The sequence below is a fragment of the Syntrophales bacterium genome (assembly GCA_023228425.1).
Taxonomy (GTDB): domain Bacteria; phylum Desulfobacterota; class Syntrophia; order Syntrophales; family UBA2210; genus MLS-D.
In genome coordinates this window covers 14629-35566 of the sequence record JALOBE010000007.1, presented here as the reverse complement: position 1 = coordinate 35566, position 20938 = coordinate 14629, and the positions used below count along the sequence as shown (strand labels likewise).

The 20938-nt window shown below is 57.9% G+C and carries 14 protein-coding genes, 1 tRNA gene and 1 other RNA gene; 9 read left to right on the top strand and 7 right to left on the bottom strand.

The genetic code is table 11. From position 1 onward, the window contains the following. The first annotated feature begins 386 nt into the window (after positions 1-386). The 7 genes from M0Q23_03960 to ppsA all read left to right on the top strand — a co-directional run bounded on the left by M0Q23_03960 (position 387) and on the right by ppsA (position 11189). Complete coding sequence (locus tag M0Q23_03960; protein ID MCK9527797.1) at positions 387-1979, top strand: FAD-binding oxidoreductase; 1593 nt, start codon at positions 387-389, stop codon at positions 1977-1979. 4 nt (positions 1980-1983) lie between these two features. Beyond that, positions 1984-3654: a glycerol-3-phosphate dehydrogenase/oxidase gene (locus M0Q23_03955; protein ID MCK9527796.1), complete on the top strand. Its 1671-nt coding sequence runs from the start codon at positions 1984-1986 to the stop codon at positions 3652-3654. Positions 3655-3662: 8 nt separating this feature from the next. Next, the gene (locus M0Q23_03950; protein MCK9527795.1) at positions 3663-5225 is read left to right on the top strand and encodes an FGGY-family carbohydrate kinase; all 1563 of its coding nucleotides are present in this window, start codon (positions 3663-3665) and stop codon (positions 5223-5225) included. A 94-nt stretch (positions 5226-5319) separates the two neighbouring features. Then, positions 5320-6591, top strand: coding sequence for a hemolysin family protein (locus M0Q23_03945; GenBank protein MCK9527794.1), 1272 nt, complete (start codon positions 5320-5322; stop codon positions 6589-6591). Continuing rightward, complete coding sequence (locus tag M0Q23_03940; protein ID MCK9527793.1) at positions 6581-7915, top strand: hemolysin family protein; 1335 nt, start codon at positions 6581-6583, stop codon at positions 7913-7915. The genes M0Q23_03945 and M0Q23_03940 overlap by 11 nt, the downstream gene beginning before the upstream one ends. Beyond that, complete coding sequence (locus tag M0Q23_03935; GenBank protein ID MCK9527792.1) at positions 7912-8679, top strand: NTP transferase domain-containing protein; 768 nt, start codon at positions 7912-7914, stop codon at positions 8677-8679. The genes M0Q23_03940 and M0Q23_03935 overlap by 4 nt, the downstream gene beginning before the upstream one ends. Before the next feature lie 104 nt (positions 8680-8783). After that, positions 8784-11189: a phosphoenolpyruvate synthase gene (gene ppsA, locus M0Q23_03930; GenBank protein MCK9527791.1), complete on the top strand. Its 2406-nt coding sequence runs from the start codon at positions 8784-8786 to the stop codon at positions 11187-11189. A 54-nt stretch (positions 11190-11243) separates the two neighbouring features. Here ppsA and M0Q23_03925 read toward each other — a convergent pair whose 3' ends face one another. From M0Q23_03925 to M0Q23_03905, 5 genes are all read right to left on the bottom strand, one after another. Then, complete coding sequence (locus M0Q23_03925; protein ID MCK9527790.1) at positions 11244-12935, bottom strand: DUF6178 family protein; 1692 nt, start codon at positions 12933-12935, stop codon at positions 11244-11246. Between the two features lie 207 nt (positions 12936-13142). Continuing rightward, positions 13143-13649 (bottom strand): Hsp20/alpha crystallin family protein, encoded by a 507-nt coding sequence (locus M0Q23_03920; protein MCK9527789.1) that lies wholly within the window; start codon positions 13647-13649, stop codon positions 13143-13145. 248 nt (positions 13650-13897) lie between these two features. Continuing rightward, positions 13898-14287: RNase P RNA component class A (gene rnpB, locus M0Q23_03915), an RNA gene on the bottom strand. A gap of 104 nt (positions 14288-14391) precedes the next feature. Beyond that, on the bottom strand, positions 14392-15111 hold the full coding sequence (locus M0Q23_03910) for a C4-type zinc ribbon domain-containing protein (protein MCK9527788.1): 720 nt from the start codon (positions 15109-15111) through the stop codon (positions 14392-14394). A gap of 144 nt (positions 15112-15255) precedes the next feature. Further along, positions 15256-15331, bottom strand: a tRNA-Ile gene (locus M0Q23_03905). Between the two features lie 205 nt (positions 15332-15536). On the opposite strand from M0Q23_03905, the gene radA reads away from it, so the two are divergent. Next, positions 15537-16916 carry a DNA repair protein RadA gene (radA, locus tag M0Q23_03900; protein ID MCK9527787.1) on the top strand — a complete coding sequence of 460 codons (1380 nt, stop codon included), beginning with the start codon at positions 15537-15539 and terminating at the stop codon, positions 16914-16916. A 234-nt stretch (positions 16917-17150) separates the two neighbouring features. Then, positions 17151-17882, top strand: coding sequence for a cytidylate kinase-like family protein (locus tag M0Q23_03895; GenBank protein MCK9527786.1), 732 nt, complete (start codon positions 17151-17153; stop codon positions 17880-17882). A gap of 37 nt (positions 17883-17919) precedes the next feature. Here the strand turns inward: M0Q23_03895 and surE are convergent, their stop codons facing one another. Both surE and M0Q23_03885 read right to left on the bottom strand, forming a co-directional pair. After that, positions 17920-18693 carry a 5'/3'-nucleotidase SurE gene (gene surE, locus M0Q23_03890; protein MCK9527785.1) on the bottom strand — a complete coding sequence of 258 codons (774 nt, stop codon included), beginning with the start codon at positions 18691-18693 and terminating at the stop codon, positions 17920-17922. Between the two features lie 52 nt (positions 18694-18745). Further along, positions 18746-20671, bottom strand: coding sequence for a penicillin-binding protein activator (locus M0Q23_03885; GenBank protein MCK9527784.1), 1926 nt, complete (start codon positions 20669-20671; stop codon positions 18746-18748). Positions 20672-20938 lie beyond the last annotated feature (267 nt).

Sequence of the window (20938 nt, the reverse complement as noted above, 5' to 3'; positions counted from 1 at the left end):
ATCCGACACCGTGGTCCCTGTGCGCTCCAATCATTTTTCTTCGGCTCTCAATCTCGCATCCGGGCATCGGAAACTCGCCCTTCGGGCTCAGACAGTCCGATATGAAGCCGTTCCGCTGCGATGGGATCCTGTTACGAAAAATGCTTGGATGAGCGCTTCAGGACCATGGTGCCGGCGACTTGTTTCGATGAAGCGGCCAGGCAGTCAGGCTGCGGGAACAGAAAAACGGCATGATGCTGTTTCGTCATCGCAGGGCGTACCGTTCCGTGCAGATCTGCAACCGTCCAATATCTTTCATTTCTTGACAGCGAGGGAGGGCCGGTGGTATTCATGCCGTGTCACAGGGGAACGGAAAGGCCCGCCTGAACACGCTGGTGAGGAACCATATGCGACGATGGAATGGTTGGGGTGACCCGTCGATTACCATGGAACTGGCGGAACCGGGGAGAAACCTCCTCGAAGAGGTACTGGGGAAGGGAACCCCGTGGGAGGACTGTTCCCGCCGGTCATTGCTTGAGCGGGTCCCGAAAAGCAAGTTGTCGGAACATGCCCTTGTCGCGACCGATCCGGAAAGCCGCCTCGATCACGCCCACGGACAAAGCCTTCCCGACTGGATTTCTTTAAGAGGAGGCACGCTGGACCGTTTCCCCGATGGAGTCGCCTTTCCCGCCGATCAGGAAGAGATTCAGGAACTTCTTGATTTTTCCACCTACCAGAAAGCGACGGTCATTCCCTATGGAGGCGGGACCAGCGTGCTGGGCCATCTCACGGTGCCGGACACAGGGAGACCGGTGCTCACCGTATCCCTGAAACGTCTCAACCGGTTCATTCATTTCGATCCTTACAGCCTGCTCGCCGGTTTCGAGACAGGAATCATGGGCCCCGACCTGGAGGCCCATCTCCAGTCCCGGGGGTTCACCCTCGGACACTATCCCCAATCCTTCGAGTACTCCTCCCTGGGCGGATGGTTGGCAACGCGATCCAGCGGCCAATACTCCACACGCTACGGGAGGATTGACGAACTCTTCATGGGCGGGACCGTCACAGGACCCGGCGGGGTCCTGACCATCAAGCCCTATCCGGCGTCGGCCGCCGGTCCCGATCTGCGACATCTGCTCCTCGGTTCCGAGGGGCGGATGGGGATAATCACCGAGGCTGTCCTCAGGATATCGCCGTTACCGGAGCGCGACGACATCGTGGGCCTGTTCTTTCCCTCCTGGGACCGGGCTGTGGAGGGCATCAGGAGTCTTTTCTCCGAGCCGTTTCCGCTGTCCATTGTGCGCCTCAGCAATGCCCTTGAAACAGAGGTTAACCTGGCCCTTTCCGGGCAGGATCGGTCGACGGCTTTGTTGAGACGGCTGCTGCGAGTCCGGGGCATCGGCCGGGGAGAGGGTTGCATGTGCCTCGTGGGTTTTACCGGTACGGCCCGTCGCGTCGCCGCGGCCCGCCGGGCGACGGAATCGGTGCTGAAAAAAGAAAAGGCTTTCTTTCTGGGAAAGGTCATGGGCAGGGCCTGGAAGAGAACCAGATTCAGAATCCCCTATCTCAGAAATTCACTCTGGAGCGCCGGATATGCTGTGGAAACGATCGAAACGGCCGCGCCCTGGAAAAGCGTAACAGAACTGATGGTGGCGCTTGAAACGGCCCTTTCGGAAAGCCTCGTTCCATGGAACGAGAGACTGCTGGTTTTTTCACACCTGTCGAGCCCCTATTCCACGGGGTCCAACGTATACACCACCGCTCTGTTCCGCCTCGCCCCGACACCGGAAGAAACCCTGGAACGCTGGAGGCGGGTGAAAGAAGCTGCCGCCGGGGCCATCGTGGCCTGCGGAGGAACCATAAGTCACCAGCACGGTGTAGGTCTTGACCACAAGCCCTGGCTGGAAGGTGAAAAGGGACGCCTGGGGATGGATATCACGGCGGCGGCGTTTTCGTCCATGGATCCCGACGGGCGCATGAATACGACGAAACTGTTGTGATGACATGATCGCGCGATCTCCCGAAACTCGGCTGAAACGGCTGAACCCCGACATCGACGACATTCCCCGGGATTGGGATGTCATCATAGCCGGCGGCGGCATCACCGGAGCGGGCATCCTCCGCGAGACGGTCCGCCTGGGGCTGAGAGCCATTCTCCTGGAACAGTTCGATTTTGCCTGGGGCACGTCGAGCAGGTCGTCGAAGCTCGTCCACGGCGGACTCCGCTATCTTCGTGAAGGCCGGTTTTCTCTGACCAGGGCCTCCGTGGAGGAGCGCCGGCGTCTTCTTCTCGAGGCGCCGGGTCTTGTGGATCCTCTCGGTTTCCTGATACCGGTCTACAAGCGGGGACATCCGGGAAAGACGATTCTGTCCGCGGGGCTGACACTGTATGATCTCATGGGAGCGGGGAAGCGGCATCGTTTTCTGCAAAGTGCGGCCTTTCTGGCCCGGATGCCCCACATCCGACGTGACGGTCTCACGGGGGGGTTCAGTTTCCATGACGCCCGGGTGGATGATGCCCGTCTGGTACTCCGTCTGGTGAACGAGGCCCTGGACGACGGGGCCTGGGCGGCAAACTACACCGCCGTCAGGCACATTCTCCGTGATGTGCGGGGACGGGTCCGGGGGGTGGCCGTGGAAGGAGAAGACGGCCGGTCCCGGGAACTGGCCGGGAGGGTGGTTGTCAACGCCACGGGCTGGTGGGCCGGCACGTTGCACACCACGCCGGACGCAAAGCGTCATCTCCGCCCGCTCAGGGGAAGCCATATCGTCTATCCATCCTGGGTCCTTCCCATAGCCCAGGCCGTCACCTTCGCGCATCCCGCGGATCGTCGCCCGATTTTCGTCATCCCCTGGGAGGGGGTCGTTCTTGTGGGTACCACCGATCTGGATCACGAAGCCGGTTTCAACGAAGAGCCCGCCATATCGCCGGAAGAAGTGTCCTACCTCAGGCAGGGACTGATCGATTGTTTTCCGTCGCTGGCCCTCGGCCTGGACCGGGGGATCGCGACATTCGCCGGCGTCAGACCCGTCGTATCCGAGGGAAACCGCGCCCCATCGGAGGAAAGCCGCGACCATGTTATCTGGAAGGACCGGGGGCTGATAACGGTGACGGGGGGAAAGCTGACCACCTTTCGAAGGATTGCCTGGGACACGTTGAACGAGGTCTTTGAATACCTGCCGGAAGGCACGACTCCTGACCGTGATGTTCCGGTTTTCGAGCCGCCCCCGGACCGGGCGGCGGTCGGTCCTGATCTGCCGGAGGAGACCTGGAAGCGGCTCGCCGGACGATATGGGAAAAGGGCTTTGCTTATGACCGCTGAGGCCTCACCGGATGATGTAAAGTCCGTCGGCGGTACGCCGACACTCTGGGCCGAGGTAATCGAGGGGGCACGCCGTGAGGGGGTGAAACACCTGGATGACTTGCTCCTGCGGCGTGTCCGCCTGGGACTTCTTCTGATCGACGGAGGAATGGGACTCCTCGACGAGGTTCAGCGCCGCTGCGGCCCCGTTCTTCCATGGAGCGGAAAACGCTGGCGGGAAGAACGGAACCGCTACCGTGACATCCTGGAACGCTCCTACGGCCTCCCGGGAAGAAAACCCCTTCCATCGGCGGAGAAAGAGGGAATCCTGAAAAAAACGGTCCGGAGGGCGCGACAGCGCTTCCGGTTGTGAGGAGGACGATGAACGGCAAAGACCTGCTGCTAGCCATAGACAACGGCACCCAGAGCCTGAAGGCCATTCTCTTCGATTCCTCGGGGGGCATAGCGGCCATGGAGTCTGTCCCTTTCGATCCTCCCTATGTGTCGCCCCAGCCCGCCTGGGCGGAGCAGGACCCCGAGGTATACTGGAAGGCCCTGTGCAGGGGCTGCAGGGGGCTCTGGGACAAGAGCGGTATCGACAAGAACCGTGTGGCCGCCGTCTCCCTGACCACCCAGAGGGGCACCGTCATTCCCGTCGACCGCCGGGGCATGCCGCTTCGCCCGTTCATTCACTGGCTGGACCAGCGCAGAACGGAGCAGATGCGTCCCGTGGGAGGCCTCTGGGGACTCGTCTTCTCGATCATCGGCATGTCCGATACCATCGCCTATTTCCAGAGCCAGGCCGAGGCGAACTGGATCATGACCTATCAGCCCGACATATGGAAACGGACCCATAAATACCTTCTGCTTTCAGGATACCTGACCTTTCGTCTGACCGGTACCTTTGTCGACTCAATCGGGTGCCAGGTGGGTTACATTCCCTTTGACTACAAAAATCTTCGATGGGCGCCGTCCTGGGACTGGAAGTGGCGGGTTCTGCCCATGGATCCGTCCCTTCTTCCCGACCTGGTTCCCCAGAGTGAAACGCTGGGCATCATAACCCGCGAAGCGGCCGAAGCAACGGGTATCCCCGGGGGTATTCCCCTGATCGCCGCCGCCGCCGACAAGGCCTGCGAAGTGATCGGCTGCGGGAGTCTCGAGCCCTCCGTGGGCTGTCTCAGTTACGGGACCACGGCTACCATCAACGTGACGAACAGGAACTACATGGAAGCGATTCCCTTCCTTCCAGCCTATCCCTCGGCGATTCCCGCGCACCACACTATGGAAATACAGATATACCGGGGGTTCTGGATGGTCAGCTGGTTCAAGAAGGAATTCGGGTATCCGGAGCTGGCCGAGGCGGCCGACATGGATGTGGAAGCGGAAGTCCTTCTTGACCGTCTGGTTGACCATATTCCTCCGGGTTCCATGGGTCTCATGCTTCAACCCTACTGGTCGCCGGGCCTGAAACTTCCGGGACCGGAAGCCAAGGGTGCCGTCATAGGTTTCGGAGATGTCCACACCCGGGGGCATCTCTACCGGGCGATCCTGGAGGGACTGGCTTACGCGTTGAGGGAAGGTAAGGAGCGGATAGAAAAGAAGACGCGGATCCCCATAACGGCCCTCCGCGTCTCCGGCGGCGGTTCGCGCAGCCGGAACGCCATGCAGACCACGGCGGACATCTTCGGGCTGCCTACCGCCAAGGCAAGCATCTACGAAACGTCGGGCCTGGGTGCCGCCATAAACGCCGCCGTGGGCATCGGCATCCATCGCGATTTCGAGACGGCCATCAGGGAAATGACCCACACCGGCGAGGTCTACGAACCGAACCTGCAGAACCACAGGCTTTACGACCAGCTCTACGCCCAGGTGTATAAAAAAATGTACCGGCAGCTGAGGCCCTTTTACCGGAAGATACGGGAAATCACGGGGTATCCGGGATGAGTGGGTTTCGTTGACTTTGCCGGTCAATCAGGTTATCCTTTGCACTATCATGCGTTCATCATTATTGAGATGCTGAAGGGGCTCCGCCAGATAATTGGACTACCCGGTAACACTCAATCTTGTATTATTGTTTGCCCTCATCGGCACGTCGGCTCTTCTGTCGGGATCCGAGGCCTCTTTCTTTTCTCTGACACATCTTCACCTTCACAAGATGAAAGAAGACGGGCTTCCCTTCACGGGATTCGTCGAGAGGATCCTTGAGCGGCCCCGCAGGCTCCTGGTTACCATCATGGTCTGCAACGAGTCGGCCAATATCATCATTGCGTCCATTGCCACGTCGCTGTCGATTCTTCTGGTGGGGTCGAAAGGAACCTGGGTGGCCATCGCAGGGGCCACGGCGGTCATCATGACATTCTGCGAGACGATCCCAAAGACCCTGGCCCTCACCTATCCCCGCAGGACCGCCGCGGCAGTGGTCCTTCCCCTGACGCTGCTGTCAAAAGTCGTTTTTCCCGTCGTCTGGTTTCTTGAAAAGTTTTCCGATGTCCTGGTCCGGTTTTCATCGGGGGAAACCCTTGGCAGGTCTCCGACAGTCATGGAAGAGGATTTCAAGACCCTCGTCGATGCCGGCCACAGAGAAGGCGCCATCGATGAGGCGGAAAAGGAACTCATCCATCGGGTTTTCGAACTGGCGGAGACAAGCGTCGCCGATATCATGACGCCCCGGGTGGACATGTTCTGTCTGCCCGTAACGATGAACGTCGATACGATGGAGGAGGCAATCCTGGCGCAGCGGCACACCCGTATACCCCTCTACGGCACTGACAGGGACGACATCCTGGGGATCCTGTACACCAGGAATTTTCTGCTCCGGCGGATGAAAGGGAAAAGCTTCAATGTCAGGTGGCTTGCCAGAAAGCCCTACTTCGTCCCCGAAGAACGGCCGGCCCACAGCATGCTGTCGGACTTCAGGGCCAGGAAGATCCAGATGGCCGTCGTAGTCGATGAATACGGCGGCGTTTCCGGGCTGGTGACCTTGACGGACGTGCTCAACAGCCTCTTCGGGAACATCGACCGGGAACGGGCGCTGCGTGAAAAGATGTTTCACCCCATCGATGACCGGACATTCGGGCTTTCGGGCATGTTGATGATCGAGGATTTTAACGAACTCATGGGATCGGAACTTCCGACGGAGGACTTCGATACGGTAGGCGGCTTTGTGCTTCACCTTTTCGGCCAGCTCCCCGCGGCGGGAGAGGAGGTTTCTTTCAAGAACTTCACCTTCACTGCCGATACCATCAGCCAGACCAGGATATCCTGGCTCACCGTCACGGTGAACGAAGAAGGGAATAGCCATGATAGCTGATCTCGCGGGCGCGGGCCTTCCTTTCCTCATCTTTTTCCTGGCCTTGATTGTTCTGGAGGGACTGTTCTCCGGCGGTGAAATTGCCCTTATATCCTGTGACAACTATCGCATCAGACAGAAGGCTGCGTCGGGTTCATCCTCTGCCCGGGTTGCCCTGGGGCTTCTCGAACGGCCTGAACGGTTTTTAGCGACCACGCTCACGGGAACGGCCCTCTGCCAGGTGAGCAACACGGCCATCGTCACCAGCCTCTTCATAACCTTGTGGGGACCCGAAAAAGGCGCCCTTACGGCGAGCTTCGTCATGGTTCTCACGCTCCTGGTCCTCGGGGAGATACTGCCGAAAAGCCTCTTCCAGCATCATGCCGATACCGTGGCGCCGCGAATCGCCTGGTTTATCTGGTTCGCATCCTGGCTTTTCTATCCCGTAGTGCTCGTCCTCGCCGGAATATCACGGGGCGTTCTGTACGTCATTTCAGAAAAGACAGGGCTGAAGTATTCGCACTACATCACCCGGTCCGGGCTCGAGTCGCTCCTCAAGGCGGAAACGGAGTCAACAGACATCACCCCAACGGAGCGGGATATGATTCAGAAAGTCCTTGATTTTTTCGGGTACACTGCCGAGGAGATCATGGTCCCTCTGTCAAACGTCGCCGTGGTATCCCTGCAAACCACGCTGGGAGAAGCGGCCCGCGTCATTGAGGAGCGAAACTACTCCCGCATACCCGTGTACGATAAGGAAGCCTTCAACATCATCGGCATCATCGACGTCTTCGATCTCATGGGCGAGCTGTCGGGAAAGAGCCCCGAAACGCCTTTGGTGGGCGAGGATTCAGTGGAAAATGTCACCATCCGGCGGCAGATACTGTTTGTTCCGGAAACAAAACGGGCCGATGAACTCTTTTTTGAGTTGCAGGAACACAGTGAACACATGGCTGTGGTGGTCGATGAGTATGGCGGTGCCGTCGGCATCGTGACCCCTGAAGATATTCACGAGGAAATCGTCGGTGACATCAACGACAGTGTTCAGACCGACAGGGATCAGTACATACGGACGGTGGGGCGTGGCCGGTATCTGGTTGACGGTTTGATCAAGACGGACTATTTGCAGGAACAGCTTCCCCTGATCATTCCCGAAGGGGACTACGAAACGCTGGGCGGCTTCCTTCTGGCTGTCATGGGGAGGATTCCGAAACGCAGGGAATCCTTTAAAATGGGCGAAGCCCTTTTTGTTATAGAGGAGGCTGACGCCAGGTCGATCAGAAAAATTCTCATCGTTGTGCCCGCCGAAGCCGGGCCTGTGAAAAAGGAGCAGCCATATCCATGACGAAGCGGCGGAATGAGGGGGGGCTCGCGGCCGTTATTCTTGCCGCCGGCAAGGGCACACGCATGAATTCGGAGACGGCCAAGGTGCTTCACCCTCTCTGCGGGAAGCCCATGGTGCTCTTTCCCCTGCGATTGGCCCGGGAACTGGGGGCTGAAAAGATTGTCCTGGTCATCGGCCACCAGGCTGAGGCTGTCAGGGCCGCCGTCAGCGGCGAACCGGTCAGTTTCGCCCGGCAGCGGGAACAGCGTGGAACGGCTCACGCCGTTCTCCAGGCACAGACCGAACTGGATCGTTTCAGCGGAACCATTCTGATCCTCTGCGGAGATGTGCCGCTGCTTCTTCCGCAGACGGTGAAGGGCCTCGTGGAGTACCACCGGGAGAGCGGCGCTCATGTGACCGTGCTGACGGCTCTTCTTCCCGATGCGACGGGGTACGGCCGGGTCATGAGGGATGATACCGGGCGGGTACTCAAAATTGTAGAGGAGCGGGATGCCGGGGAGAAGGAGAAAGAGGTTCGGGAAATAAACACGGGCATATACTGCGTTGAACGTTCTTTTCTGTTCCAGGCCTTGAACTTCATAGGAACCGACAATGTTCAGCGGGAATACTACCTCACCGACATCGTCGAAACGGCCGCGAGGCGGAACCTGGAGGTCCGGGCCCTGATCCTGGAGGATTACCGTGAAGCCATGGGCATCAACACTCCGGAACAGCTTGCGGAGGCAGAGAGGATAATGCGTTCCCGTTTCCCCCGGGGGCTCTGACGACCCTGTTCAGGGCCCTTCGCGGTTCCGGATTTCAGGTTGACTTAGCAGGGTAATGCTGGTAGGTCTGCAATTTTTGGACAAACCATACGAGGAGGTTCTCCATGGAAGATGACAGGTTGGTCATATGGTTTGATGATGTCCGGCTTGACGATATACCCCAGGTCGGTGGGAAAAATGCTTCTCTCGGCGAGATGAGACGTGAACTTGCCCCCAGGGGAGTGAGCATTCCCGACGGCTTTGCCGTAACGGCCCACGCCTATCGGTATCTTCTCGAATCAGCCGGAATTGTGAAAAAGATTGAAGCGCAGCTTGCCGATCTGGATACCCATGATCTCCAGAGTCTGGTCAGAAGGGGCTCAAAAATACGTTCTCTTATTTATAACGCCCCCCTTCCTGAGGACCTGGCCGACGCGATCAGGGAGGCCTACCGGAAGCTCTGCGATGAATACGGCAAGGACACCGATGTGGCCGTCCGCAGCTCTGCCACAGCAGAGGACCTGCCCGACGCGAGCTTCGCCGGTCAGCAGGAAACCTTCTTGAACATACGGGGGGCAGACGCCGTCATCGATGCCTGCAAAAAATGCTTTGCCTCACTATTTACCAACCGGGCAATATCCTACCGTGTCGACAAGAATTTTGACCATATGTCCGTGGCCCTGTCCATCGGTGTTCAAAAGATGGTCCGGTCCGATATCGGGTCATCGGGCGTCATCTTTTCCATCGACACCGAATCGGGTTTCAAGGATGCCATTCTTATCACCGGATCCTGGGGGCTGGGTGAAACCGTCGTGCAGGGAACAGTCAATCCCGACGAGTTCTATGTTTTCAAACCGACCTTGAAGGAGGGGTACAGACCCATCCTTCAGAAAAAGCTCGGCACCAAGGAACTCAAAATGGTCTATGGGAAGAACGAAGGCCAGTCCACGGAGACCGTCCCCGTGCCGCCCGCCGACCGCAGACGGTTCTGTATTACCGAAGACGAGATCATGAGGCTGGCGGAGTGGACCGTCATCATCGAAGACCACTACTCCCGCCAGGCGGGCTACTTCAAGCCCATGGACATCGAGTGGGGCAAGGACGGCACTACGGGGGAACTCTTCATCCTCCAGGCGAGACCGGAAACGGTGCAGTCCCAGAAAGACGCCAACGTACTTGAGACCTATGAGCTGCTTGAGACAAAACCACCCCTTGTAACGGGTACCGCCGTCGGTGCCAGGATCGGTGCCGGTCCCGCGAATGTAATCCACAATGTGAGTGAAATCAGCAACTTCAAGGAAGGCCAAGTTCTTGTCACCGACATGACCGACCCGGACTGGGAGCCCATCATGAAGATCGCTGCCGCCATCGTCACGAACAAAGGAGGCCGTACCTGTCACGCCGCCATCGTGAGCCGCGAGTTGGGCGTTCCCTGTATCGTAGGGACCTCCAACGGGACGGAAAGACTGGAGGGAGTCAAAGAGGTGACCGTCTCCTGCGCCGAGGGTGAAGTCGGTAAAGTCTACGAGGGCATCCTCAAGTACAACATCGAGCGGATCAGTCTCGAGGAACTGAAGCGCCCGAAAACAAAGATAATGCTCAACATCGGCAACCCCGACATGGCCTTCAACTATGCTTCCATTCCCAATGACGGCGTGGGCCTGGCGAGGCTCGAGTTCATCATCAGCAATATCCAGATTCATCCTATGGCGCTCATCGATTTCGACAAGGTGACAGACGCGAAGGTACGCAGACACATCGAAACCCTCACCAGGGGCTACGAAACAAAGAGTGACTTCTTCGTTGACAGACTCGCCCAGGGCGTTGCCAAGATCGCCGCCGCCTATTTCCCCAACGACGTTATCGTCCGGATGAGCGATTTCAAGAGCAACGAATACGCGAATCTCCTGGGGGGCAGTTTTTTCGAAGCCGATGAGGAAAATCCCATGATCGGTTTCCGGGGGGCCTCACGCTACTATGACGATCGCTACCGGGAAGGTTTTGCCCTTGAATGCAAGGCCATGAAGAAAGTGCGCGATGAGATGGGCCTTTCCAACGTTAAACTCATGATCCCCTTCTGCCGGACCGTGGAGGAGGGCAAACGGGTGATCGAGGTCATGAGCCGAAACGGCCTCAAACAGGGAGAAAACGGGCTGGAATTCTACGTGATGGTGGAGATTCCAAGCAACGTCATTCTCATCGAAGAATTCGGCAAGATATTCGACGGATTCTCCATCGGATCCAATGACTTGACCCAACTGACCCTGGGGTTGGACCGGGATTCCTTCCTGGTGGCCCACATATTCGATGAACGCAACGAGGCGGTTCTGGATCTTATCAGAATCGCCATCGCGAAGGCCAGGGCAATGGGCAAAAAAATCGGCATCTGCGGTCAGGCCCCGAGTGACTATCCCGAGTTTGCCCGGTTCCTGGTGGAGTGCGGCATTGACAGCATCTCCCTCAACGCCGACACGATCATAAAAACAACCGTCGACATTCTCGAAACAGAGAAAAAGCTGAAGGTCTCCTGAAGAGAAGTCGCCGGCATGCCCTGACCCGCCCGGGTGCGCCGGCGCGGACGATTCCTACAGGATGATAAAATACTTCGCGTAGCGTTCCTCCAGGTTTGTCGATTCGACGTGAGCGTACTCCTCCTGGAACTCCTTCCAGATCGCGGCAAGGGCCTTCCGCAGGATCGGGTTCCCCGCCTCTCCCCGGGACGACATGTCCTCGAATTCAGACACAAAAGACGTCTCGTAACAGGGCAAGGCATAGGGAGTTCCGGGTTCCCCCTGACGGATACGATCAAGAAATTTTCTGGCTTCATCCAGCGGGATTCCGTACGAGTCGCCCGCGGTACCCGTAAGCTTTCGGGCGAAGAAGGTGATCAGAAGGGTCTGAACGTTCATGCCCGGGGAATGGAGCAGGTTCCGGTCCGGGGGGTGACGCCCGTCGAGACGGCCTGCCAGTTCATCCAGAACGGCCAGATGTTCAAGGTCCGAGCGGCAGGATTCCAGATCCTGATTGCTCGAGAAGTCACGGTACCCTTCCGGACCGGAATAGTACACGGGCCTTTGCGACAGCAGTCCCTTCAGCAGATGTCCGCTGTTCTCCCCCCAGAATGACAGGGGCAGGCCTTCCCGGTGAAACCAGCTTTCTCGAAGCCATTCCCGTGCACTGCGGGCAACCTCCGCCACCATGCCGAACCCGACGCGAAAGAGAGCATGGAGGTGGTGGGACCGGATCGTTTTTTCGGCCGCTTCAGGACTGTCACCCGCGAGGGCATCGAGGGCCAGGTTGATGTACCCGCCCGATTTTACGGCCGCGGCCGTCATCTCATCCAGTTCCCGGCCCCAGGTTCCCTCTGCCGAGAGGATCTGGTTGCACAGACCGGCAAATTCAAGGCGGAGACGGTCCATGTCCGGCCCGGCTGCCACACGATCAAGTGCCGCCAGGAACAGGGGTGCCGGGCCGGCCTGGGCGAGAGGGAGGCCCGGAATAGCGGTATTTTCCTTATCATTGTCGCTATCGGATACGTCTATGGCACCCGGACCGCTCCAGTTCTCGAGGGAAGCCGGATCAAGAGGGACGTACAGTTCAAGTGCTTCCTCGAAGGGGAGAAATCCCTCATCGGCAAGCCGGGCGTTCCTGAGCCGGTATAGCTCCTCCTCGGTCTCCGCCGTTATCAGTCCGCCTGAGCTCGTGATGATCCAGGTAAACAGGTTGATGTCCGCCTGGGCCATTGTGTCAAGGATGGCCCGAAGCGGGGCCCGGGATTCCTCGCTCCGCGGACGCAGGTACACGATGCCGTCAAAGGTGAAAAACCCGTCGGGGATTTCCACGTCCTCATCGTCGGGGGTAAGGATCAGAACGTCCAGCACCTCAGAAAAATACAGGCAGGCCAGGCCGAGGCCGTCGCGGAACAGCCATTCCACGAACCGTTCCGGGTCGGCGTCACCGAAGCGTTCAATCCAGAGCGTCAGGCGATCCCTGTCGAACCGGTCTTTGTCCCACAGATCTATATCAAGGAGATACGACCACTGCGCCTCCGATCCGAGGGCGAGCAGGGAGAGGCTGTCCCGGTCCGCCTTTTTTACAAGGCGGAAATAATCCTGGTTCGACAGGCTGCGAAGGGTTTCCTGTGTTTCCGGGTATTTCAGGAGGAGCCGGGACAGGTCGCGGCCTTCCGCGCAAAAGAGTTCGTAGGGAACCAGGCCGCTGTTTCTTCCACGTTCCGATGAGGGATACTGTGTCCGCGTGTTTTTTGTCCTCGTCACGGTACTCTCCAGGGGGGTGTTCCAGGACAGGTGCCTTCCCGGTCAGTGTGGTGCATTTTTAGCGGAAGAACAGGAAAAGGCAAGAGAAATCCTCCACGCCGGTTCCATTTCCTCTTCCGTGGCGATATGAACGAACAACCCCGGAGGCCGGGATGCCTCCGGGGTGATTGTCTTCTCATGGGCTGTTCCGAAATGGACCAGCCGCCGTCACTCGGTTTTGATGGATATCTTTTTGCCTGCCGTTTCCGCCTCACCCGTCTTGGGGATGCGGATGGACAGGACGCCTTTTTTAAACGACGCTTCCGCCTTGTCCCTGTCAATGGATTCGGGCAAAGGTATTACCCGCTGAAACGAACCGTATCGCCGCTCGCTGTGCCGGTAGCCCTTTCCTTCCTCTTCCTTTTCTTCTTTCTTTTCTCCTTTGATGACAAGAGCCTCATGTGTTATGGAGACATCGATGTCGTTTTCATCCATTCCGGGAAGTTCAGCAGTAATTTCGATTTCCTTGTCCTCTTCCTTCACATCGATGCTGGGAGCGAACCGGCCCCGCCACTCGTCCATGCCATGGCCTGGAAACCTGGGGAAATCAGCGAAAAATGAATCGAACATGTCATTTATGTTCCTTTGCAGGCTCGTGACGGGATTTTCGTCCTCTCGTCGAGCGGGCACACCGAACCGTCCTCTCCCCCACGTTACAAGATCTCGAATAGTCATGGTACCGCCTCCTTTCTCCGTCTGCACTGCCGGGTCACGACCGTAGGCCGGCAAGCTTTCCACGTCGATGCGCGGCCCGTTTGCAGAATGCAATGTGTTGGTATTGTTATTTAAATGCTTTTTCTCTTTGTATAGTACAAACTAATCACTCTTCTTCACTTGTCAAGTTCCCCGGGGAACCGTTCCGGTTGACGGGCCGTGATCACGAAGGCCGGTTTGTTCTGCAGGATGATGCAAGAGAAATGCTGTATCAGAGCGGATCTGTAAGCCGAGTTCTGTTCCCCCGCCGCGTTTCGCCGCAGGGGCGGTGATCATTCATCTGGGACAGCGGTTGCCCGCCGCCTCGAGCGACACTACCCGAGAGCTTCGGACGGGCCGCCCTCAAACGCTCTCCTATTTGGTCTTGCTCCGGATGGGGTTTACCAAGCTTTCCCGGTCACCCGGGAAACTGGTGAGCTCTTACCTCACCTTTTCACCCTTACCCCGGCAGAGGCTTGAAGCCTCCCCTCGAGGCGGTATATTTTCTGTGGCACTTTCCTTAGGGTCGCCCCCAGTCGCCGTTAGCGACCATCCCGCCCTGCGGAGCTCGGACTTTCCTCCGGCCCGCCACGCGGACCAGCGATCACCCGATCTGCTCTGATACGAAATGTAGTATAGCAGTTAACGGGTGCCGGTTCAACGGAAGAACGGTCTTCTTCTGTCGGGCGTTTCCCGACGTTTAACGGGTTCGTCACGCCCTGCCTCAGCGTTCCGGCTGCGGGTCCTCGCAGTATATAATGCGGGAGCAGTGGGGGCAGAGCATGAGTTCTTCCGATTTGATGAGATCATTGAACATCTGGGGCGGTATATTCATGTGACACCCGTCGCACACTTCGTTTCTTACGGCTACAACGACCCTTCCGTTCCTGCGGCCCCTGATGAGATCGAATTTCTTTATAAAGGGCGACGCTATCCGGGACCGAAGCTCGTTCTGTTCACGGTTCTTGTCCTCGAAGCGTGAATCTATGGAGCCGAGTTCCCCATCGATCTGTTTCGTTTCCCGCCGGAAGATGTTCCGCCGCTCTTCCAGGTCGGCAGTCTCTTCGGCCACGATGCCGACCGTCCTGTCTATTTCATCCAGGAGACCGATAATGACGTCTTCTATCATGCCGTTCGCGTCGGTGATGGAGTCTATTTCTTTCAAGGTCGCTTCATATTCCTTGTTTGTTTTAACCTCGAGCAGCCGGCTTTTTGCCTTCTTGATCCGCTGTGCTCCCGCGGCGAGATCCGTTTCTCTGGCTCGATGGTCGCCGCGTAGCGACTCCAGCCGTTCCCGGGCTGATTTCAGACGGTTTTCATGGGCCGCGAGATTCTCCTCAAGTAACTCCCGCTTCCGTGGAAGTTCGTGCTTTCGAACTTCCAGGCCGGCAAGATCCGATTCGATTCTCTGGAGCTCAATCAATAAAGTAATTTGCTCTTTCAACTGACATCCCCCTTTTCCACTGACGGCGCCATAAAAAAATGCACCAGAAACTGGTGCATTTTTCAGCCATATGAAGCGGAGCATTCGCTTCCTGTGACCGTCGTCCTTCTTTCTTCCATTACACGATTCCCGCGGTTAGTTAAATGGTGGGCCCACCTGGGTTCGAACCAGGGACCTACCGGTTATGAGCCGGTGGCTCTTCCAATTGAGCTATGGGCCCCCTTAAAAAACAACTTTCTATATCTGAAAAAAGTGAAAACTACAACCTTGTTTTTTGCCTGTCAAGTTCTTTTATAGGACCGGCCGTTGAAGTCCCGCCGGGGGGTGGTGTTTTGAATTGACGGCGTCCCGGAATCACCCTATAGTGTGTTCAGTCCGATTCCGTCACAACCGACACCGTCCACCCCATTAAAGGAAATCACGACATGAAGAATGTGAAAACAGTGTTTTACTGCCGGGACTGTGGTCACCAATCCCCGAAATGGCTGGGCAAATGTCCATCCTGTGGCGTGTGGAACCGCTTCTTTGAAGAAGAGGAATCGCGGGGAGACGGCGGTGAGGGAGCATTGGCGCGGGCGTTCGGATCCACGCCGATTTCCATTGACGCCATCGAAGCCGACGGGATGGACCGGCTCGCTACCGGGATCGATGAATTCGACCGTGTTCTGGGTGGGGGGCTGGTGAAGGGGTCGGCGGTTCTCATCGGCGGTGATCCCGGAATAGGAAAATCAACGCTCCTCCTGCAGGTACTGCAGAACATCGCCGCCTCCACCGGGTGCAGGGTCCTCTACATATCGGGAGAAGAGTCCTCGCATCAGATACGGATGAGGGGATCCCGCGTGGGCGCTCTGTCACCCAATCTCATGATCCTGGTGGAGGTGTCTCTCGAAGCGATTCTCAGGCAGATCGACGCGGTACAGCCCACCGTCGTGGTTATCGATTCCATACAGACCATGCATTCCCATGCCTGTTACTCGGCGCCGGGCAGCGTGAGCCAGGTGCGAGAGACGTCTGAAAAACTGATAGTCCGATCGAAGACAACGGGGATACCGCTCTTCCTGGTGGGACACGTGACCAAGGACGGTGCCATAGCGGGGCCGAGGGTACTTGAACACATGGTGGACACGGTCCTGTATTTTGAAGGAGACTCGGGACAGGCCTTTCGTATTATCCGGGCCGTGAAGAACCGCTTCGGCCCCACCAACGAGATCGGCGTCTTCGAGATGCGGGAAGAGGGGCTCCTGGAAGTTGCCAACCCCTCGGCGCTGTTTCTTTCCGAACGGCCCGAAGGCGCCGCGGGGTCGGCTGTAACGGCGTGCATGGAGGGAACCAGGCCGATTCTCCTGGAGGTCCAGTCCCTGGTAAGCGAAAACAGCTTCGGCATTCCCCGCAGGACCACCATCGGCGTTGACCACAACCGGGTGTCCCTGCTGGCGGCTGTCCTCGACCGGGTCTGTGGTTTCCGGCTGGTCGGGTACGACATTTTCATCAACGTCGCGGGGGGCGTCAAAGTCACGGAGCCTGCCGTTGATCTGGCCGTCGTTTCGTCCCTCCTCTCGAGTTATCTCAAGCGTCCCCTGGAACCTCGAACCATCGTTTTCGGGGAGGTAGGCCTTACCGGGGAAATCAGGGGAGTGGGCCAGGTTGCCGAACGGGTACGGGAGGCGGGAAGAATGGGGTTCAGCCGCTGTATCCTTCCGAGGAGCGTTTCAGTGATGAGGCCCGCGGACAGGAAGACCGTTACAACGACGGGCCTGGGAACAATCGAGGAACTCCCGGAGCATCTTTTTGAAAAGGCGCCGTGAGATGGGGCCGCTTCGGTCCCTGTCGGCGGCGTCACAGGGCCTTCTTCCTTGACAGAGCGGCCGGGCTTTGGTAGGTGTGTCGGCTACGTGAATGTTCCCGGCACGAAAGGCGCGTTAAATCCATTGCGCGGGACGGCATGCCGTAGTAGTGTTATTCTCATCTTATCAGTCTCGATCGTCAGGGGCTGAAATGACAACAGGCACCATTCGAAGACAACCCGGGAAGGAGAGGCCATGGCTACGAAACTCTCAAAAAGCGCACGACTGGAAAGCATTCTCGAGGAGCAGGTTCTCAGGTGGCAGAAGCAGAGCGATCGAAGGAAAACCAAAGCAACTCCCAAAAAGCCGGTCATAACCGTATCCCGGCAACCGGGAATTCCGATGGAAAAACTGATGGAGAGGCTTGCGGCCGAACTGGAGCTTGATGTTTTCGACAACGAAATCATCCACGCCGTGGCCAAAAGCGTCAAGATGAGCGAGAAAGTCGTTGCCACGCTCGATGAAAAGACCAGAGGCGTTCTCGACAACTGGATACAAGTCCTCAAGTCCACACGGTATCTCCTGCCCGATACCTATATTACGCACCTGACCAAGGTTATCGGGGCCATCGCCGAACAGGGCGGGGCCATTATCATGGGTCGGGGCGCAAACCTCATACTGCCGCCGGAGAAAACCACGAGAATCCGGTTTGTGGCGCCCATGGGAGTCCGGATGGTGCATCTGTCAAAAGACGTCGAGATCTCATCCATTGACGCGGCACAGCGGATGATAGCCAAAAAGGAGGCTGAGCAGCAGGCCTATATCCGCAAGTACTTCGAAGTTGACATTGATGACCCCGTTCATTACGACCTGATAATCAACACGCACTTCATGGCCGATGAAAAAATTATTGAAATGATCAAGGCGGGCGTGAAAACAGTGGAACCGCCGAGGCGCCGCCGCTCAGACCGAAAGCCTGGAGAGTAACAGGAGAAGAGAGCAGGTTTCGACGTGAACCCCGGCGTCATGGAAAGACCAGATCTTCCATGGCCTCGCGAACGCCTGCCATGGCATTGTGCCGGGTCAGATCGAAATGAATGGGTGTTATAGATATGAATCCCTGCCGCACCGCGCAGGCATCCGACTCCATTTCGTCGGTTTCGGGAAGCAGTGTCTCTCCCGCCAGCCAGTAATATATGTTCGATCGAGGATCGAGACGGCGTTCAAACTCCTCCACCAGCCGGGCGGCACCCTGCCGTGTCACGGCGACACCCTTGATCCGGTCCCACGGAAGATTCGGTACGTTCACGTTCAGGGTGACCTTCTTCAAGAACGGTTTCTCCATTACCAGGGGGACCAGTTTTTTCATGAATCGGGCTGCTGTGGAAAAATCGGCGTGGTGGTCCCGCGTGTCGAGCGAGACGGCGATCGAAGGGATTCCCAAGACGGCTGCCTCCGTGGCGGCCGATACGGTACCTGAATACAGGACGTTAATCCCCACATTGGCGCCCACGTTAATGCCCGAAATGACGAGGTCGACGGGATTGTCGGACAGTTCCTTCACACCTATCTTGACGCAGTCCGCCGGAGTTCCCCTGATGGCATATCCGAGAAAGGAACCGCCCTTCCTGGCCCGCCTGACCATGAGCGGTCGGTATATGGTAATGGCATGTCCCACGGCGCTTTGCTCCGTTTCAGGGGCAACGATCAGGCAATCTCCAATGTCGGACAATTCTCTGCAGAGCGTACTGAGGCCTTCGGCATAAACGCCGTCGTCATTGGTTAAAAGAATTCTCATGGTTCCTCCCGGGGGTGTTTTCGGTCGTAACCGTGGGACAGCCCCGATCCCGCTATTGAATCTGTACGATCCGGCCGTCCTGGATCATCAGAATGTAGATGGTTTTCACAGCGTCACCGTTTTTTGAAAAGGATGTTTCTCCGGTAACGCCGGCGTACGTACCCATGCCGAGCAACCAGTCCCTGAGTTCCTGCCTGGACCGGACGCCGTGGTTCAGCAGGGCGTCTGCGATCATATTCGTCGAGTCGTAGGCAAGTGCCTCGATTCCATCGGCTTCCCGCCCGTAGGCCGCGTAAAAACGGTCCAGAAAATCGATTACTTCGAAAGAATGGCTTTCACGGAACAATGCATCTACAAAGATGCTTCCTTCAAGATAATCCGTTTCGCCCTGGAGCAGTTCCGGTACGTTCCATTCGCTCATGCCCAACAGGCGCACGCCGATGACATCATGGAATGCCAGCTGGGGCGCGATCAGCCGGGCCTTGAGGGATGAATCGGGAACAAAGAGGGCATCAAAATCAACTCGGGGGGGCTGATCACCACCTTTCCGCCGTTCTGAACGGACAAGGCGTCTGATGGGGTCGCTGAAATCAGTCTGCTCGTTTTCATAGGGTTCGATGCCTCCGACGGTTCCCCCCTTTTCCGCCACGCAGTACCAGAAACGGAGCATCATCTCCCGGCCGTAGGAATCATCGGGGTAGAGGATGGCAAAGCGACTGACGCCCAGATTGTTCATGGAGTACGTCACCAGCGCCTCGATCTGCAACCCCGTGGTCAGAAAATTTCTGAACACGTAATCGCCTGTGTCGGCGACGCCGTCCTTCTGTGTCAGCGTTATAATAGGAATCCCGAGCCGCTGGGCTTCCCGGGCTGCCGCGACGGCGGGAGAGCTCTCCAGAGGACCTATGACGGCGACGACTCCTTCCGTGACGGCCAGGTCTTCCACCGCCTGCCGCGTCCGGGCGGGATCACCGCCGGAATCCCTGATGAGCAGGCGTATGGGAGTTCTCCGGTCCGGGTCGAAAATTCCCGTCGCCAGGATTACCGCGTCAAGAATCCTGGTCCCGAAGGGAGCGAAGCGTCCCGTCAGCGGGAGGATGCATCCGATGGTGTAATAGTCGACTTTCATCCGTTCAGCCAGGGAACGACGGAGCGCCCGTGCGTCCTCCACCAGGGGGTGTCGTGGATAGTGTTCCAGGAACTCCTTGAGGAGAGCGTCCGCCCGGTGGGGCCGGCCCGTTTCATCATAGAGCCGGGCAAGGCGGAAGAGGGCGTAACCGGAAGGATACTCCCGTCCGGGGAGGTCCGCCCACTGTTGCAGCCGGGCCTGCTCGAAGCGGTCTTCAATGATGGCTTCGATCCTTGTTCGGGCCAGGGTGGATTCGGCCGGGCCCGGATGCCGCTTCAGCAGGGCGACATAGGTTTCAAAAGCTTCGGACCACCTGTTTTCATTCCAGAAGATATCAGCCATGAGCCGGGTGATCTCCGTCACGTTGCGGGGTTCCGTTTCCCGCGACAGAAGGTCGTCAAGAATGGTCATCGCCCGCTCATTCATTCCGTGTTTTCCGTATACCCGGGCCAGTACAACGAGAACGTCCGTCTCGTGGGGCCGGCCTTTGAAGTACCTTCCGGCCGACTCGAGAAGCTGAACGGACTCGGGCAGGCGGTCCAGTGATTCCAGAATCTCGCCCATCCTGAAATGACTCCAGGAGACGACGATGTCCGGGGGGTTCCGGTCCAGAAGCCGGCCAAAGAGGTCCAGGGCTTCATTGAGCCGACCCTCCCTGAAAGCGTCGTCCGCTTCCCTGGTGGCCCGCTGAAACCCGGAAGGGACCTGTTCAAAAGGGATTTCAGCCCGTACGGGGGGAGGAGGTGAGGGCGGCCGGGCAACGGGCAGCAGGGCGCAGGATGTGAGAAAGCCCGTGAGCAACAGCACCGCGAGCAGGCTCGGGGATATGCGGACAGACCTCATGTACATCGGCACTTACTGCCTTTCTATGCCGTCGATGTAGTGTTCGTTCTGCAGGAACCTCACCTCGACGGACTGCTTCGCGGACGCGGCTGTGCCGCATCCGTCGCCCCGGCGACTATGCCGTTCAAGAGGGCGATTAAGAGTCCCAGGATGACCGGCAGCCTGAAGGCATGGATTCTCATTGAGGACCTTGAAAAAAGTCGAAAAACATCCGATAGCGAACGGTTTTATAAAATGTTCCTCGAAGCACGGCGCGTACGTGCTGAGGAATGA

Bases quoted from the DNA above. Each gene is read 5' to 3' on its own strand.
- M0Q23_03960 (MCK9527797.1), top strand. From the start codon at position 387: ATGCGACGATGGAATGGTTGGGGTGACCCGTCGATTACCATGGAACTG.
- M0Q23_03955 (MCK9527796.1), top strand. From the start codon at position 1,984: ATGATCGCGCGATCTCCCGAAACTCGGCTGAAACGGCTGAACCCCGAC.
- M0Q23_03950 (MCK9527795.1), top strand. From the start codon at position 3,663: ATGAACGGCAAAGACCTGCTGCTAGCCATAGACAACGGCACCCAGAGC.
- M0Q23_03940 (MCK9527793.1), top strand. From the start codon at position 6,581: ATGATAGCTGATCTCGCGGGCGCGGGCCTTCCTTTCCTCATCTTTTTC.
- M0Q23_03935 (MCK9527792.1), top strand. From the start codon at position 7,912: ATGACGAAGCGGCGGAATGAGGGGGGGCTCGCGGCCGTTATTCTTGCC.
- ppsA (MCK9527791.1), top strand. From the start codon at position 8,784: ATGGAAGATGACAGGTTGGTCATATGGTTTGATGATGTCCGGCTTGAC.
- M0Q23_03920 (MCK9527789.1), bottom strand. From the start codon at position 13,649: ATGACTATTCGAGATCTTGTAACGTGGGGGAGAGGACGGTTCGGTGTG.
- radA (MCK9527787.1), top strand. From the start codon at position 15,537: ATGAAGAATGTGAAAACAGTGTTTTACTGCCGGGACTGTGGTCACCAA.
- M0Q23_03895 (MCK9527786.1), top strand. From the start codon at position 17,151: ATGGCTACGAAACTCTCAAAAAGCGCACGACTGGAAAGCATTCTCGAG.
- surE (MCK9527785.1), bottom strand. From the start codon at position 18,693: ATGAGAATTCTTTTAACCAATGACGACGGCGTTTATGCCGAAGGCCTC.
- M0Q23_03885 (MCK9527784.1), bottom strand. From the start codon at position 20,671: ATGTACATGAGGTCTGTCCGCATATCCCCGAGCCTGCTCGCGGTGCTG.